This is a genomic window from Hyphomicrobiaceae bacterium, from assembly GCA_041397645.1.
In the GTDB taxonomy this organism is placed as follows: Bacteria; Pseudomonadota; Alphaproteobacteria; order Rhizobiales; family Hyphomicrobiaceae; genus Hyphomicrobium_B.
In genome coordinates this window covers 197,499-212,471 of the sequence record JAWKWE010000004.1, presented here as the reverse complement: position 1 = coordinate 212,471, position 14,973 = coordinate 197,499, and the positions used below count along the sequence as shown (strand labels likewise).

13 protein-coding genes are annotated in these 14,973 nt (G+C 60.4%); 5 read left to right on the top strand and 8 right to left on the bottom strand.

Annotation, left to right across the window (positions count from 1 at the left end):
- Window positions 1-188: 188 nt before the first annotated feature.
- From R3D51_01065 to R3D51_01055, 3 genes are all read right to left on the bottom strand, one after another.
- Window positions 189-1,286, bottom strand: coding sequence for a 5-(carboxyamino)imidazole ribonucleotide synthase (locus R3D51_01065; GenBank protein ID MEZ5898059.1), 1,098 nt, complete (start codon window positions 1,284-1,286; stop codon window positions 189-191).
- A gap of 13 nt (window positions 1,287-1,299) precedes the next feature.
- Entirely contained in the window at window positions 1,300-1,794 is a 495-nt protein-coding gene (gene purE, locus R3D51_01060) for a 5-(carboxyamino)imidazole ribonucleotide mutase (GenBank protein ID MEZ5898058.1), read from the bottom strand.
- Between the two features lie 129 nt (window positions 1,795-1,923).
- Window positions 1,924-2,130, bottom strand: a complete 207-nt coding sequence (locus R3D51_01055) for a DUF465 domain-containing protein (protein MEZ5898057.1) — start codon at window positions 2,128-2,130, stop codon at window positions 1,924-1,926.
- A 259-nt stretch (window positions 2,131-2,389) separates the two neighbouring features.
- Between R3D51_01055 and R3D51_01050 the strand changes: the two genes are divergently transcribed.
- Complete coding sequence (locus tag R3D51_01050; GenBank protein ID MEZ5898056.1) at window positions 2,390-2,566, top strand: YdcH family protein; 177 nt, start codon at window positions 2,390-2,392, stop codon at window positions 2,564-2,566.
- Between the two features lie 154 nt (window positions 2,567-2,720).
- Here the strand turns inward: R3D51_01050 and R3D51_01045 are convergent, their stop codons facing one another.
- Window positions 2,721-4,580, bottom strand: coding sequence for a DUF262 domain-containing HNH endonuclease family protein (locus tag R3D51_01045; protein MEZ5898055.1), 1,860 nt, complete (start codon window positions 4,578-4,580; stop codon window positions 2,721-2,723).
- A 134-nt stretch (window positions 4,581-4,714) separates the two neighbouring features.
- Between R3D51_01045 and R3D51_01040 the strand changes: the two genes are divergently transcribed.
- Window positions 4,715-5,110, top strand: coding sequence for a DUF952 domain-containing protein (locus R3D51_01040; protein ID MEZ5898054.1), 396 nt, complete (start codon window positions 4,715-4,717; stop codon window positions 5,108-5,110).
- Window positions 5,104-6,195 carry a quinone-dependent dihydroorotate dehydrogenase gene (locus tag R3D51_01035; protein ID MEZ5898053.1) on the top strand — a complete coding sequence of 364 codons (1,092 nt, stop codon included), beginning with the start codon at window positions 5,104-5,106 and terminating at the stop codon, window positions 6,193-6,195. Before R3D51_01040 ends, R3D51_01035 begins: the two co-directional genes overlap by 7 nt.
- Window positions 6,196-6,207: 12 nt before the next feature.
- On the opposite strand, the gene R3D51_01030 is transcribed toward R3D51_01035, so the two are convergent.
- Complete coding sequence (locus tag R3D51_01030; GenBank protein MEZ5898052.1) at window positions 6,208-6,480, bottom strand: DUF6460 domain-containing protein; 273 nt, start codon at window positions 6,478-6,480, stop codon at window positions 6,208-6,210.
- Window positions 6,481-6,669: 189 nt separating this feature from the next.
- On the opposite strand from R3D51_01030, the gene R3D51_01025 reads away from it, so the two are divergent.
- Both R3D51_01025 and pdeM read left to right on the top strand, forming a co-directional pair.
- The gene (locus R3D51_01025; GenBank protein ID MEZ5898051.1) at window positions 6,670-9,168 is read left to right on the top strand and encodes a ligase-associated DNA damage response DEXH box helicase; all 2,499 of its coding nucleotides are present in this window, start codon (window positions 6,670-6,672) and stop codon (window positions 9,166-9,168) included.
- 25 nt (window positions 9,169-9,193) lie between these two features.
- Entirely contained in the window at window positions 9,194-9,916 is a 723-nt protein-coding gene (gene pdeM / locus R3D51_01020; protein ID MEZ5898050.1) for a ligase-associated DNA damage response endonuclease PdeM, read from the top strand.
- A 4-nt stretch (window positions 9,917-9,920) separates the two neighbouring features.
- Here the strand turns inward: pdeM and R3D51_01015 are convergent, their stop codons facing one another.
- From R3D51_01015 to R3D51_01005, 3 genes are all read right to left on the bottom strand, one after another.
- The gene (locus tag R3D51_01015) at window positions 9,921-10,733 is read right to left on the bottom strand and encodes a TIGR02186 family protein (GenBank protein ID MEZ5898049.1); all 813 of its coding nucleotides are present in this window, start codon (window positions 10,731-10,733) and stop codon (window positions 9,921-9,923) included.
- A complete protein-coding gene (locus R3D51_01010) occupies window positions 10,733-11,659 on the bottom strand; it encodes a sulfite exporter TauE/SafE family protein (protein MEZ5898048.1) in 927 nt (308 codons plus the stop codon). The genes R3D51_01015 and R3D51_01010 overlap by 1 nt, the downstream gene beginning before the upstream one ends.
- A gap of 171 nt (window positions 11,660-11,830) precedes the next feature.
- A complete protein-coding gene (locus tag R3D51_01005; GenBank protein ID MEZ5898047.1) occupies window positions 11,831-14,815 on the bottom strand; it encodes a tetratricopeptide repeat protein in 2,985 nt (994 codons plus the stop codon).
- Between the last annotated feature and the right edge of the window lie 158 nt (window positions 14,816-14,973).

Below are 14,973 nucleotides of genomic sequence, written 5' to 3'. Positions count from 1 at the left end.
GAACGTTTAAGCAAAAAACCACGGAGCCCGGGGCTGCTGCCTCCGGGTCCCGCGTCCGATTTCTAGCGGTGCGTATACCAAACCCGCGCGAGGTTGTCTATCGCCCTGCGTTACGCGGAGATTTCACGTGAGGACAGTCCGGCGCTCGGCATGGTGCGACGGCCTGACGCAGGGTGGAGGCCGGGGCTTCAATCGGGCAATGGCAGCGAGGGTAACAGCCGATTGACGTGCCCCATCTTGCGCCCAGCCCGGGCTTCCTTTTTGCCGTAGTGATGGAAAAACGCTCCCGTATCGGCGGCGATCTCCTTCCAGGCATGAATGTCGTCACCGATCAGATTGATCATCTCGACCGCCGGGGCCTTGCGAGCCGTCGAACCCAGCGGCCACCCGGCGACCGCGCGCATGTGCTGCTCAAACTGTGAGGTGACGGCGCCGTCGATGGTCCAATGTCCGGAGTTGTGTACCCGCGGTGCCATTTCATTGACGTAGAGAACATCCTTGCCGGTTTCATGCAGGGCGAAGAATTCGATGGCGAAAACGCCGACGTAGTCGAGCGCGACCGCGATCTTCTCGGCGATCGAGATGGCATCCTTCGCAGCCTGCTCTGTGATGCGGGCAGGGGCGAGCGAGCGGTGCAGAATGTGATTGCGGTGCTCGTTCTCGGTCACGTCGTAGGCGCGGAATTCGCCATCGACGCTCCGTGCGGCCACAACCGAGACTTCAAGCTGGAAATTAACGAACGACTCCAGAATTGAAGGTTGATCGCGCATGTCGGCCCATGCGCTAGAAGCGTCCTCAGGCTTGAGGATCTTCGCCTGGCCCTTGCCGTCGTAGCCGAAGCGGCGCGTTTTAAGTACGCAGGGTGGAGCGATTGTTTGGAGCGCTTGCAGCAGATCTGCCTCGCTGTTCACAGCGGCAAATTCTGCAGTCCTGGCGCCGAGTGAGCGGGCAAGAGTCTTCTCGTTGATGCGGTCTTGTGCGCACGCCAAAGCCTTGGCGCCCGGACGCACGGGAATGCGTTTTGCGAGAAATTCTACCGTTGCAACGGGGATGTTTTCGAATTCGTAGGTCGCCGCATCGATGGCGTCGGCAAAGCGCGAAAGGGCTGTTTCGTCATTGTAGGCGGCAATTGTGCGCTCGGCTGCGACGTCGAAAGCGGGGCTGTCTGCCTCGGGGGCATAGACATGACACTTCAGACCGAGCCGCGCCGCAGCCATGGCTAACATGCGGCCAAGCTGTCCGCCGCCGAGAATGCCGATCGTAGAACCCGGTGCAATTGCCGACATCGTGTTCGCTGTCTCAACCGTCTGTGGGCGTCTCGCCCACGCTGCGCGTATTTGCGTCGCGCCAGGCTTGTACGCGCTTGGCCAAGGCGGCATCGCTCAGCGCCAGGATCTGTGCGGCCAGCAGGCCGGCGTTCTTCGCTCCCGCTTCGCCGATGGCGAGCGTGCCGACGGGAATGCCGCCAGGCATCTGGACGATGGACAGCAAGCTGTCATGGCCCTTGAGCGCCTTGCTCTCGATGGGAACGCCGAGCACCGGCAGTGCCGTCATTGAGGCCGTCATGCCCGGAAGATGCGCCGCGCCGCCAGCGCCTGCGATGATGACGTGCAGTCCCCGGTCCTTGGCCGATTTGGCATACTCATAGAGCCGGTCGGGCGTGCGGTGGGCCGAGACGATCTTGGTTTCATGGGGGACGCCAAGCTGATCGAGAATTTCGGCCGCGCGCTTCATCGTGGGCCAATCAGACTGGCTTCCCATGATGATGCCGACACGTGGCGTGCTGCCCGTCATAATCTTCTTTCGCTCGTCTCAAAGCGTCGGAACGCCGCGGAAAGGCCGGGGTTTAATTGAGGGGAAGGCTGATGACAAGAGCTGATGAGCACGGCCATGCTGGAGTGGTTACGCAAACAGCCTCACCGATCAGGCGATGATATCGGGCAAAAGCCGATCTTCAATTGCCGTGATGCGATCCTTCAAGGCAAGTTTCTTCTTTTTCAGCCGCTTGATGAGCAACTGATCTGCTGTTGGGTTGGCTTCGAGGGCTACGATCTCGTCATCGAGCTGACGATGCTCGCCTTTGAGCGTGACCAGTTCTTCCCGAAGCTCGCGCTCGTCGCGCCGCTGCATATGAGTGATCCCGCCCCCGCTTAAGGCTCACCACGACTACCGTGCTGGTTGCATTGTAACCGATATCGGCGAAGCCTGACAGACGTCATGTCCTTTAGCTCTAGTGTAATGAAAAAACTTAATTTTTTAAGAAAATTCCATGTCTGAAACTTTGCTAGCCATAAGGTTTAGTGCCGATTTTGTGAGGTCGAAACGTTGGACTTTGTAACAGTTGTGTGGCAGCATTTTAAGGTCTGCAACTTCTTGAGGAGAGGACTAGATGGCGATGGCAGCTCATCTTGCAGAATTAGCCGAAAAGCACCGGCTTCTCGATCAGCGGATCGAAGAAGCCATTTCGAGCCCAGGTATTGACGACGCCGAAATCCGGCGGATGAAGCAAGAAAAGCTCAAGCTACGAGATGAGATGGAAAGGCTGAGCAAAGTGACGCGCCATTAGCGCAGCTAGTCACAGATGATCAGGATTTGACGAAGCCCTGCCCGCGGCCCCAGGCCGCTGAGCGGGGCTTTAATATTTTTGGGACCTTGTCGGCTCACAGTCATCGGCTTTGATAGGCGCATCAAAGTCAGATGTGCCCAAACTTTCGCGATGATCAGCCAGCGGATACTTTCTTGATGGGCGGTTGTGCGCTGGTGCTGCTTTGCGCGCGCGCCTGCGGAAGATCGATACGCCAGATGCGCTGGAGGACCGCAAGCAATCGCGCCTCGCGCGCTTCGATCTCAGGCTTTGCCCATTGTGTGGAAGCTACGACGTCGCGCGTGATTGGTAGAATGTGTCCGCTTGAGAATATCTCCTTTTTCTCCGGAAAGAACGCATTGCGCGCCTTGTCGTTTTGGGACTGCGTGATGAGGACGAGGTTGCCGAGGCTCTCGGTACAAACGGCGCGATCGTCCGCGGAGGGAAACCATTTTCGCCATTCGCTCGACTTGGGCGGACGCTGCGGCAAGACATGCTCGATGGTGAGCTTGTCGGGATCGATCCGATTTATGCTGCCGGAAAGTTCGTCGTTCAGCCGCAACAGCAGCAGTTTGCAGATTTTCTGATTGCGCTTGTGAATATCCCGGAGGTGAAAAGCTATGTTGCGCGTTTCCTCGCGACTGATGGAGAAGGCATCGTGTGTCGCAGTGACGTAGCCGTGCTTGCGGATAGCGTCCGCGATGTCGGAGAAGCGCTTCTTTCGGCGCCCGGCACCAAGGCATAGCAGCCGCAGCAAGTGTGCCATGCGGTCGATCTCGCCCAAAAGACGTTCGCAGGCCGCAGGGCTGTTGTGACGGTCTTTGAGCGCAAGCATTGCGGCAGGCGCCCAGTCGCCGTCTGCCAAGCGATTGAGATAATGTAGATACCAACGCATACGCGGGCTGAGATCGCCATAGTCAGCGCTGTTGCGGCGAATGGCGGAGAACGTGCCTGCGAGCGGCAATAGCGCGTTGCGAATGAACGGAGCTCCGCCGCCCTCTTCGTTGACGACAGCGCGCACGGCAGAAACGATCTGCGGCCGCGAGTGACCATAGATGGTGCGCAGGTGTGAAAAGAACGTCTCGAAGTCGTCTCCCAATTCCGCTGCCGTCTGATCCCACGCCTTGACGCCCCAATCGACCTCCTCGGGCTTGAGACGGCTGATGACGTCGGCTTTTAGAATGTCGTTGCGCTGAAGCTTCTTTCCGCGCTCGTTCAAGACGATGAACATGCGGTAGGCGCGGTCTATCTCGCCGCTGAGAATGGCGACCACCTCGCAATGATCGAGGACGTAGTCGCAAATCCGGTTGCGGTCGGTCTGCGAATATTGGGATAGCTGCGCGATGAAATAGTCGCGAACCTCCAGCAGCGCTGCTTCGGCGCCTTCGGCGGCCGCTTCAGGTTCGAGCCGGGTGGAGCCCGGCGCGCAAATGTAGCGCTCAAAGAACGGCTGATCGCGGTGCGATAGCTGGATACGCGGTGTGAACGTAGGAAAAAATCCCCGGCCGCTGCGCACCGACATGACCGTGCTCGCGCGCCGTGCGGTATGGCTTTTGGGACTCTGTTCCAGGTCGCGAAGAACGGCAATCAGCGTCAGCAGCGTCACAAGGCGCTGCTGCCCATCGACGATGTCGAAAGAGCGCGGCGCCATCGACTTCGTAAGTCTGATGTTTTCAGGACTTTGCGCGGGCCGCGACTCCATCAGTAGCACGGCACCCAGAAAATAATCCGGATCGGGGACATTGCCCGTTTCTATGCCCGCGGCGTCCAACAGGTCGTCGAGCAATTGGCCTGCTTCATCGGAACCCCATGCATAGGGTCGCTGATAAACCGGGACGTTTAGGAGGAAAGGACCTGAAAGAATGTCGGATATGGAGAACGAGGACGCTTGTAAACCAGACGGCATGAGGACACGTTTTGTTGGACAGCCCGGCGCGGCAAACTGAAGGCCGCAGCGGCGCGCTGCGCTATACTCGTTTCCATATAGCATGTCCATGGTAGCGCTTCCGTGGCAAATTTCTGTGCGGATCTCAAAGTCAATCTCAAGACAATGGTCTAATCCGTTTTATAAAAGACAGAATCTCGTCACGTAGATGCCAATCTCACCTTTGACGATTCATGCGAGGCAAGGTGTCAGCGCAACACTGCGATAGTGGAACGAATAATCAGGCTCCCCCTCCGGTCGTATTCAAGGTTCTGGCGCGTGAGGATTGGGACAGGGCACGTACCGCGGGCGTGTATAACGGTTCGCCCGACGATCTGAGGGATGGGTACATCCATTTTTCGGCAGCGCATCAGCTTGGCGCGACGCTGGCCAAGTATTTCCGTGGCAAGACGGATCATCTTCTGGTTGCTTTCGACGTACAGGCATTGGGTCCCGACTTGAAATGGGAGCCATCGCGCGGGGGAGACCTGTTCCCGCATCTTTATGGACCATTGCCAGCTGCCCTCGCGCTCTGGCAAAGGCCCCTTGAACTCGGAGCGGACGGCGTTCCGAGACTTCAAGAGGAATGGCTGGAATGTTGAATAGGCTCTATCCGGCGGCGCGCGCCGGTCTCTTCATGTTGGGCCCGGAGGATGCGCACGCGGCAACCATCTCGGCCATGGAGGCGGGACTTTATCCCAGAGCGCCCAAGGGTGACGCAGCCGAACTGGCGCAAGAGGTTATGGGCTTGCGGTTTGCCAATCCTATCGGAATCGCTGCCGGGTTCGACAAGGACGCCCGGGTGCCGGATGCGGTGCTCGGCTTGGGATGCGGATTTGCCGAGATCGGCACCGTGACGCCTAAGCCCCAGAGCGGCAATCCGAAGCCGCGCGTGTTTCGCCTGATCGCCGACCGCGCCATGATCAACAGGCTCGGTTTTAACAATGGCGGGCACGCAGCGGCGCTGGCGCGACTGGAAGCGCGCAGAAGCAAGGGCGGCATCGTCGGCGTCAATATCGGCGCCAACAAGGATGCGGACGACCGCGCAGCCGACTACGTTGCGGGGATCAAGACTTTCAATCACCTCGCCAGCTATTTCACGGTCAACATTTCATCGCCCAACACGCCTGGACTGCGCGATTTGCAAGCGCCCGCCGCGCTCGATGAATTGCTGACGAAAGTGGGGGCGGCGCGGGCGCAGCTCGAAGCCGAAGGGCAGTCGCTCAGACCCTTGATCGTAAAGATCGCGCCCGACATCGCGGAAGCCGACCTTCCGGCTATCGTCGCCCAACTTGTTGCTCATAAGGTGGATGCGATCGCCGTGTCCAATACCACGCTGGCGCGTACCGGGCTCACCGATCGTAACGCCCGCGAGGCAGGCGGTCTGTCGGGCCGTCCACTGTTCGAACGCGCGACGGCGATGCTTGCCCGTGTGTATCAGGAGACCAATGGTGCGATCCCGTTGATAGGGATTGGTGGGATCGACAGTCCGCAGTCGGCGCTCGCCAAGATCGAGGCCGGTGCGACGCTGCTGCAGCTTTATACCGGCCTGGTTTACGAAGGACCGGGGCTGATTTGTGCAATCAAGGACAGGCTGGCGGAAGCGGTACGCGCGGCCGGTGGGCGGTCGCTTGGCGACATCCGAGGCCGCAAAGCCGGGGAATGGGCGCGTCGGCCGCTTGGTTGAAGCATGTGCGCTTCAGTCCGTTTTGATCCCGCGTGAGCGCAACAGCCGCGCGATGAACCAGATCGGCACGACGACCATCGCGCCGAGAACCAGGTACTGGAGCAGCCATTCGAGAGAGAAGAAACCGAGGTCGTAGAGCCAGCGCGCAAAGTCATCGAGCGTTTGGAAGAAGTTAGCTGGCGTAAGGCCGAACGCCGACAGCACGATGCCGGTGAGCACGGATATCAATATGAGGCGAATGAGCACCGCGACCGGGTGGCCGCCAAGAAAGCCGCGCAAATTCATCTATGCTCTCCACCAGCAAGCAAATCGGGCGCCGGGACATGACGCAAGGGATAGAATATGTCCTCTGTTTGAGGAACTCTTCGGCCCGTCTAGATCGTATTTGTCATCATGTCCACAAAACGGCCAATGCCGCGCGCAGCAAACGCTTTGGACGACCGCATACGAGCGGACGAAAAGATTCCGCCGAGTATGCCTCCGTTACCTGAGCCCTTCGCATCTTGGTTTCGTGCGCGCGGATGGACGCCACGTCAGCATCAGTTGGCACTTCTGGCAGCATCACAACGCCGCCAGTCCACCTTGCTGATTGCCCCGACCGGGGCCGGAAAGACGCTGGCCGGTTTTCTTCCCTCTCTGGTGCGCCTGTCGGAGCCAGGTAAGAGAGCGCGCAAGGGTGCCGGTTTGCGCACGCTCTACATCTCGCCGCTCAAGGCGCTTGCCTGTGACGTTGCCCGCAATCTTGAGCAGCCCATCGTGGAAATGGGCTTGAAGATTCGAACCCAGACCCGCTCGGCCGACACAACGCCCGCGCGCCGCCAACATCAGCGCAAACACCCTCCTGACATCTTGCTGACGACGCCCGAGCAAGTGGCGTTGCTGCTCAGCCATCCCGATGCGCCATTTCTGTTTGCGGATCTCGATACGGTTATTCTGGATGAGCTGCACGCGCTTGCGCCGTCGAAACGGGGCGACCTTCTGGCGCTAGATTTGGCGCGGCTTGAGATGCTGGCTCCTGGCCACATCCGCATTGGCTTGTCAGCCACCGTAGCGCGCCCGTCCGAGTTGCGTGCCTACCTCATGGCTCAGAAGGAGCCCGACGTCCGCGCCGATCTTTCGGGACTGATCGAGATCCATGGCGGCGCCAAGCCCGACATCAAAATCCTTGAAGCGGAAGTCGGTGTGCCGTGGGCAGGCCATACGACGCGCTATGCCATCGAGGAAATCTATGAGGCGATTGCAGCGCACCGTTTGAGCCTCGTCTTCGTCAATACGCGTATGCAAGCCGAACTGACTTTCCAGGAGCTATGGCGGGTGAACGATCAAAACCTTCCCATCGCCCTCCATCATGGTTCGCTGGCTGCTGCGCAACGTAGAAAAGTGGAGAGCGCCATGGCCGCCGGTTCGCTCAAGGCCGTGGTTGCGACCTCGACACTCGATCTCGGCATCGACTGGGGCGATGTGGATCTGGTTATTCACGTCGGAGCGCCTAAGGGTGCCAGCCGCCTGACACAGCGCATCGGCCGCGCCAATCACCGGCTCGACGAGCCGTCAAAGGCCATTCTGGTTCCGAGCAACCGCTTTGAAGTGTTGGAATGCCGCGCCGCGCTCCAGGCGGCAGAGGCTGGCGCACAGGATGCCGTGTTGTCGCGCTCTGGTGCGCTTGATGTATTGGCTCAGCATGTACTCGGGATGGCGTGTCAGGAGCCGTTTAATCCCAACCATCTTTTTGAAGAAGTCCGCAGCGCGCTGCCGTATGCGGGTTTGACGCGCACACAGTTCGACCGTGTCATCGAATTCGTCGGGACAGGTGGGTACGCGCTCAAAGCCTACGAGCGGTTTGCGAAGTTGCGCCCGGCCGAGAACGGAAAGTTGCGCGTCGCGAATGGCAGGGTCGCCCAGCAATACCGCCTCAACGCAGGAACAATCGTCGATGCGCCCGTCATCAAGGTGCGCCTCACTTCACCGAGCAAACGTAAATCAGGAGGGGCGCGCGCACTGCAGGGCGGGCGGGTTCTGGGCGAAGTCGACGAATATTTCATCGAACAGTTGTCGCCGGGAGATACATTTGCCTTTGCCGGTGAGATCGTGCGCTTTGAAGGCTTGCGCGATACCGAGGCGTACGTCTCCCGCTCGAACGCAAAGGATGCGATGATCCCAAGCTATGCCGGTGGCAAATTTCCGCTGTCCACGCATCTGGCTGCTCGTGTTCGCGCGATCCTGTCCGAACCCAAATCGTGGAAGGCCTTGCCGCCGCCGGTGGAGCAATGGCTACGGCTGCAAAAGCGCCGGTCGTCGCTGCCGGGCCGCGAGGATGTACTTATCGAGACCTTCTCCCGCGCGCAGCGGCACTATCTGGTCGCCTATCCCTTTGAAGGCAGGTTGGCGCATCAGACCCTTGGAATGCTGCTGACCCGTAGGCTCGACCGAAGTGGTGCACAGCCGCTGGGCTTCGTCGCCAACGACTACGGGTTGGCGGTTTGGGGGCTTGGCGATATTTCGGATTTGATCGAACGCGGCCGCTTGAGTCTCGATGAGCTTTTCGATCAGGATATGCTGGGAGACGATCTCGACGCCTGGCTTGCGGAAAGCAGCCTGATGAAGCGTACTTTTCGTCTCGCGGCCGTGATCGCAGGCCTGATCGAGCGTCGTCATCCGGGTAAAGAGAAGTCCGGCCGGCAGGTCACGATGTCGACCGATCTGATCTACGATGTGCTTCGCCGCCATGATCCCGGCCACATTCTGTTGGAAGCCGCATGGGCAGATGCGGCCACGGGGTTGCTCGACATCGGGCGCCTCGGGGAGTTTCTCGCCCGCATCAAGGGCCGAATCAGGCATCAAGCATTAGAGCGCGTCTCACCTTTGTCGGTGCCGATCTTGCTTGAGATTGGCCGGGAGCAGGTTTTCGGCGCGCACGAGGACGTTCTACGGTCCGCCGCCGAGGACCTCATCAACGAGGCGACGGAGCCATAGGCATAGACACGACCGGGGGAGCACCATGTCCGGGCTCAGGCCTGAAAGTCTCGTCTTGAGCGATTTTTCCGATTCTCCATTGTCGGTGTGCGGCAAGGCTTTTCGCGCACACATGTCCGGCGCCCTCTATTGGCCGGCCGAAGACGCACTGATCGTCGCCGATTTGCATTTGGAGAAGGGGTCGCACTTCGCCGCGCGCGGGCAGATGCTGCCACCCTACGATACGCGCGAGACACTGCAAAAGCTCGCTGAGGTGATCGACGTATACGACGCGGCAACGATTATCGCGCTGGGGGACAGTTTCCACGATGCCGACGCGCTGGAGCGCATGGACGTAGCCGACCGCGAGACGCTTTCCATCATGCTGGCTGATCGCGAATGGATCTGGATCGCGGGTAATCATGATGGAGCTGCGGGGCAGGTGATTGGCGGCCATGTCCTCGACGAACTGGTCGTTGAAGGAATTACCTTTCGTCACGAACCGGCAGGAGGCGCACGCACGCATGAGATCGCCGGTCATTTGCATCCCGCCGCGCGCCTTGTGATGAATGGCACGGCATTGCGGCGTCCTTGCTTCGTCGGCAACGGCCTGCGGCTCGTATTGCCGGCGTTCGGCGCCTACACCGGGGGCCTCAACGTGATGGACGACGCCTTCATGCCTGTCTTCGGCGCGGAGGGGCTGTCGGTATGGATGCTTGGCCAGGAGGGCGTGTATCCGGTTGCTTCGCGTTTGCTGCGCGCGGACTGATGGATCAGCGCGGACCGCGGCGGAAGGCGAAGGAGGCGAACAACCCTGCCGCCCCGGCGACGAGCACGGTCGATAACCCGTAGAGAAACGGGGAGTCATAAGCCGCATCGTGCAGGAAGCGCTCAAGCCCTGTGCGCTCCATCATCACTTCGCTTTTGTACTGCGAGAGCATCTTACCGTCCTTGAAAAGGAACAGTCGCGTGGTCAGCGGTCCCACCGGCACGTTGGCAGGAAGCGAGATGGTTGCTCGAAAAAGCGAGCGCCCGCGAAAGGTGACGCCGTAATCCGACTGAACGAACAGGCGGTCCTTTTTCTTCAGGCGAATGGCAGCAGTGCGATACTCCTCGGCCTGCTCCGGCGTCGATGGCGCCCACCGGATGCTTCCGGATGGAACCATGCGCACGTAACCGAAACCGATCTGATAAGTGGCGAGCGTTTGAGGTTCCGCAATCTCGTCGAGCGGGCGCGTGGTTGCGATACCGTAGAAGCTCGGGAAGGAGGAAAAACGGACCGAGTCGGTGTTGATCCACAGTCCACCGACCCGCGACTTGCGCCGCACGATCGCCGGCAACGACATGCCTTCGACGACCGCGACGATGTCATAGGTTCCCGCCTCTGCGCTCGGCTGACGGCTATGCTCTACTGTTCCGAAAATCAGGATCTCGGTCCCGGTATAATCCGGTGTGATGGCAACGCTGCGGGTGGAGACGTCGGCTTCGATGGTTTCAGGTGGCTGGGTCTGCGCGCGGGCCGGAATGGCTGTTGCAAAAGCGACAGCAAGAGACAGCGCAGCAAGCGAGGTTCGGGCCAACTCCATCACGGTCCCCGATGCATGCCGCCGAACGAGTACAGGTCGCTTGGGGCGGCTACCAGATCGTAGCCCATTCTGAGGCAGACCGCCAAAACCAGCACGGCCAGGCTAAACCGCCAGTGATCCCCACGGATCTTTTCGCCCACTGTCGTGCCGTATTGAGCGCCCAGCACGCCGCCTGCCATCAACACGACCGCCAGCATCACATCGACCGTCTTGTTCTGCATGGCGTGCAACACAGTCGCCAGCGCGGCCACGAAAACGATCTGGAAAAGCGATGTGCCGACGACCACGCTGGTCGACATGCGGAGCAAGTAGATCATCGCCGGTATGATGACGAAGCCGCCGCCAATGCCCATGACGGCCGCCATGAAGCCTACGAACATGCCGATACAAATCGGCGGGATGGCGCTGATGTAAAGCTTTGAACGGTGAAACCGCATTTTGAAGGGCAAACCGTCGACCCAGCTGTGCTGCCCCGACTGGCGCCCAGCGGGGACGATACCCGCCTGTGCTTTACGCCAAGTGTTGATGCTTTCGATCAGCATCAAGGCGCCGATGACACCCAGGAACGTCACGTAGGTCAAGGAAATGATCAGATCGAATTGCCCAGCTCGGCGCAGCACGCGAACGGTCTCGACGCCGACGGTCGTGCCCACCAGGCCGCCCAGGCACATGATCAGGCCCATCTTCACGTCGACGTTGTTGCGCCGGTATTGGGTGATGGCCCCGGAGACCGAGGACGCGACGACATGGGCGGTTCCGGTCGCGACAGCGACAGCAGGCGGCACGCCGAGGAACATGAGCAGCGGCGTCATGAGAAAGCCGCCGCCCACACCGAATAGGCCGGAAAGAAACCCAACCGCAGCGCCCAGTCCCAGAAGAACCAGGACATTTACCGACATTTCTGCGATCGGCAGGTAGACGTACATTACCCTTCGTGTCCGCTTGCATGCAGCGAATATGGCCGCGCGACCATCGCAACAGCGCCACACATCACTACGTGTTGGCTATAGACGGGTCGGAGCCCCATGAGAAGGGAAAGAAGCAAGCATTATTACGGTATTACGGCGCAGGTGGCCGGAAAGAACCGGGCCCCCACCTCAACCTTGGTCGGAAGAGTTCTTCTTCCATGCCTCGCCAGCGGTCCGGGCATCGTTGATGAGCGGATCAGTCGGCAGCGGGCGGAAACCGGCCGCCATCTTCTCTGCTGCTTTGAGTTCTGCCGCCGTAAGCTTGCCCTTCATGATATCCCGACGGCGCAAGGCCTCCTTGTCGCCGTGGCGCGCGGCGAGCGACAGCCATTTGTAGGCTTCACGCATATCGGCAGGGACGCCCAAGCCGTTTTCGTAGAGGACGGCGAGGTTGAATTGGCTGTCGGAAAGGCCACGAGCGGCGGCATCCTTGAAATAGCGGGCAGCGATTGCGTAGTCGGGAGAGCCCGTCTTGCCGTTGGCGCTCAGCACGGCAAGGTTATGCATGGCCTTTATGTTGCCCTGTCCGGCGGCGCGTGCGTACCACTCCTTGGCCCGTGCTTCGTCGGGCTTCATTCCTAGACCGCGCTCGTACAAGGTGCCCAGGCGATACTGAGCCTGTGCAAACCCCTTCGATGCCGAGCGCATATACCACTTGGCTGCTTCCTTGAAGTTCTGATCCGGGCCCTTGCCCTCGGCAATGCGCGCGCCGACCTCAAACTCTGCCGACGGGTCGCCGTTAGCCGCGGCCAGGCGTAGTGAAAGTGGGCCCACCATAGCCGGGGGCATGTCCAGGGCGCTGCGATGTCCGGAGTCGACCTGATCGGCGACGTTGTCGTTGCGAGGGACGGCGGCGAGATCTAAGGCCGTCGGAGAAACGATCGCAGGGTTTTCGGCCGCAGCCTGTCCGAGACGCGTGGAGATGCTGGCCATGGCTTGCTCACGGCGCGACCGCTCGATGGCGTCGGCAGATGTAGCTTGGTGCGCCAGAGCGACGCCGCTCATCGCAAGCGTGGAGGCCGGAGCGCTACCGTACATCTGATGAAGGTTCAGTTGAGAGCGCTTTTCGGGCGTGCCGAAGTCCGCTTCCGGCGGTGGCGCATCGGCACCGGCGTTGCCCTTGTTCGCCTTGGCCGCGGTATTGTCGCCTGCGGGGGCTGTCGGAGCGGATGTCTGGTTCATCATCGCGCCAGGATTGCCTGTCGGCACGCCCGATTTTGCGAAGGGATTAAACAGATAGGCGCCGCTTGCAATGGCGAGTGCGATGGACAGTGCAACGACGCGCGGCGAAATAGCCGATGCCTTCTTCGCGGGCGCATCTGAAACGGTTGTCGTTGCGGGTTTTGAGGCTCTGGCGGCCTTAGCGGGCGCCGGGGCGATGGGTTCGCGAGGGATCGCCGCCAACGGAGCCGAAACCTCAAGCTCATCGTCGCCAGCTTCCGCAGCCAGTCGCATTCTGGCGCGGCGCGCATCGGCGATGAAATCCTGGCGCAGTTTTTCAGGTTCTGAGCGTTCTGGCTTTGCTGGGGCCAGGTCATCCACCTCGCTGTCGGAAACTTGATGCCGCGGCGCGAGCATAGAAGTCTTGGCCGCCACTGCGGCTACTGCTTCATCCAGACCAATGGGATCAGGATCCCGGCGCACATCGTTCAAAGATTCCGCATGTGCGTAGTCATCGAACTCCGGTTCGGGATCCGGCATCTGGCGCGTATAAGGGTCTTCGGTATGGAACGTCCGTTCTGGAGCCTGTTGGAAGGCAGGTTGCGCCAGTTGGCTGGCGGCCTGATGCTGGTTGTATTCGACGGCGTCCATGCGATCGAGAAGCCGGATCATGGCCTGTTGCAGCGTATCCAGCAGCGCGTTGGTGTTTTCCTCACTCTGGCGAGCGTTGGACATGGATTGCTCAAGCAGACCGCGAAGGTCATGGATGCCAGAGCCGTCTCCGGCGTTCTGCGCAAATTCCGACAGGCGAGCTGCGGTCTCGTCGGCCGCCGCCTTGGCGATGGCCGTGACGTCCATGTTGCCACCGTGCTCGCCCATATCGCCCGCGTAGGCCGGTGCAGCGCTGTCTGCCAAGGCGTGGATTGCGTCGAGCCGGGCGCCGATATCGGCCAATTGCGCTTCGATGCTTTCAATGCGCGACAGTTGACCTTGGCTCGATTCCAGGTGCTCCACAATCGCGATCATGTGGCTTTCGAGCTGGCGGATCGCCTCGAAATCCGATTGCGATGCGACGTTCTCAAAGGCCTGGGTCACACTGCGCTCGAACTGATCGAGCCGTTGGCCGAGGGCAAAGAAGGACTCGTCAGGACGAATCTCGGCAATCGATGTCTCGATCTGCTTGGAGATCTCTGCAAACCGCTTCTCAAGCCAGCCGTGATCGGCAACAGATGCGGAACCAAGCGCATCGCTTGAGGGATAATTGCGTGTTGTTTCGCCAGCGGAGGATGAATAGGCATCCTGCGGGAATGCGTCCGGCTCCTTGTCGTAGACGCTGGCAAGCGCTTCGGCTGAATCGTCGTCCCAAGGATTGGTGACGTCGCCCGGCAGGCTTTCGATGACATCGAAGGTGTCGACGTCGTGCATGGGCTTGTGGGTGTTTTCTTCGCGCCGCCATGCGGTCGAGTTCGCGAGCGCCGAGCGCAGCGCCATTGGCGGCTCGGAGGCATTGGCGGCCTCGGCGATTGTTTGGGGTGCGCTCGCCATACCAGTTTCGTCTTGGAAAGTGCGAAGTTCGGAGAAAGTCGTGGCAGGACCAAACGGCTGTGTCGCGTGGTGGTGATCCGTCTCAACGTTCGCGGCCGGGTATGATGGTCCGCTCTCGCTGATGCGGGCGGCAAGCTCGGCCATGCCGGCCTCGATGCGCTCAAATGCGAGCTGGTATTTGTCCGGAACCTTGTCGCGCAGCGAACGGGCGTCGCGGCCCATTGTGCTCAGGCGTTCCTGCAACTGGTTGAGCGTATCGGCTTGGCGGCGATCGGCCTCGGTGATCTGGCTGACGATCGTGTTCAGCAGTTCCTTGAGGTCGGCGGCGTGGCAGCCTTGGCCTTCCGCAGGGTCGAAGTTTGCAGCATTGCTGCTTAGGTCTCTCTCGTTCCAGTTGGTATTGGACATCGTCTTCCCTCAGGGCGTACCTGATCCGGGTCTCTTGGACGGTCCATTCGCGGTAAAAGAGGGTTCGCCTCGTCCCCTGCGCTTTAGCGCTGCTTAGGCCCGTGAGAATCCGGACGCGGTACGATTCGAACTGTGAGAAGGAAGCTGTCAGCGCCGAG

Bases quoted from the DNA above. Each gene is read 5' to 3' on its own strand.
- R3D51_01035 (MEZ5898053.1), top strand. From the start codon at position 5,104: ATGTTGAATAGGCTCTATCCGGCGGCGCGCGCCGGTCTCTTCATGTTG.
- purE (MEZ5898058.1), bottom strand. From the start codon at position 1,794: ATGACGGGCAGCACGCCACGTGTCGGCATCATCATGGGAAGCCAGTCT.
- R3D51_01050 (MEZ5898056.1), top strand. From the start codon at position 2,390: ATGGCGATGGCAGCTCATCTTGCAGAATTAGCCGAAAAGCACCGGCTT.
- R3D51_01065 (MEZ5898059.1), bottom strand. From the start codon at position 1,286: ATGTCGGCAATTGCACCGGGTTCTACGATCGGCATTCTCGGCGGCGGA.
- pdeM (MEZ5898050.1), top strand. From the start codon at position 9,194: ATGTCCGGGCTCAGGCCTGAAAGTCTCGTCTTGAGCGATTTTTCCGAT.
- R3D51_01005 (MEZ5898047.1), bottom strand. From the start codon at position 14,815: ATGTCCAATACCAACTGGAACGAGAGAGACCTAAGCAGCAATGCTGCA.
- R3D51_01015 (MEZ5898049.1), bottom strand. From the start codon at position 10,733: ATGGAGTTGGCCCGAACCTCGCTTGCTGCGCTGTCTCTTGCTGTCGCT.
- R3D51_01030 (MEZ5898052.1), bottom strand. From the start codon at position 6,480: ATGAATTTGCGCGGCTTTCTTGGCGGCCACCCGGTCGCGGTGCTCATT.
- R3D51_01055 (MEZ5898057.1), bottom strand. From the start codon at position 2,130: ATGCAGCGGCGCGACGAGCGCGAGCTTCGGGAAGAACTGGTCACGCTC.
- R3D51_01010 (MEZ5898048.1), bottom strand. From the start codon at position 11,659: ATGTACGTCTACCTGCCGATCGCAGAAATGTCGGTAAATGTCCTGGTT.
- R3D51_01045 (MEZ5898055.1), bottom strand. From the start codon at position 4,580: ATGGACATGCTATATGGAAACGAGTATAGCGCAGCGCGCCGCTGCGGC.
- R3D51_01025 (MEZ5898051.1), top strand. From the start codon at position 6,670: ATGCCTCCGTTACCTGAGCCCTTCGCATCTTGGTTTCGTGCGCGCGGA.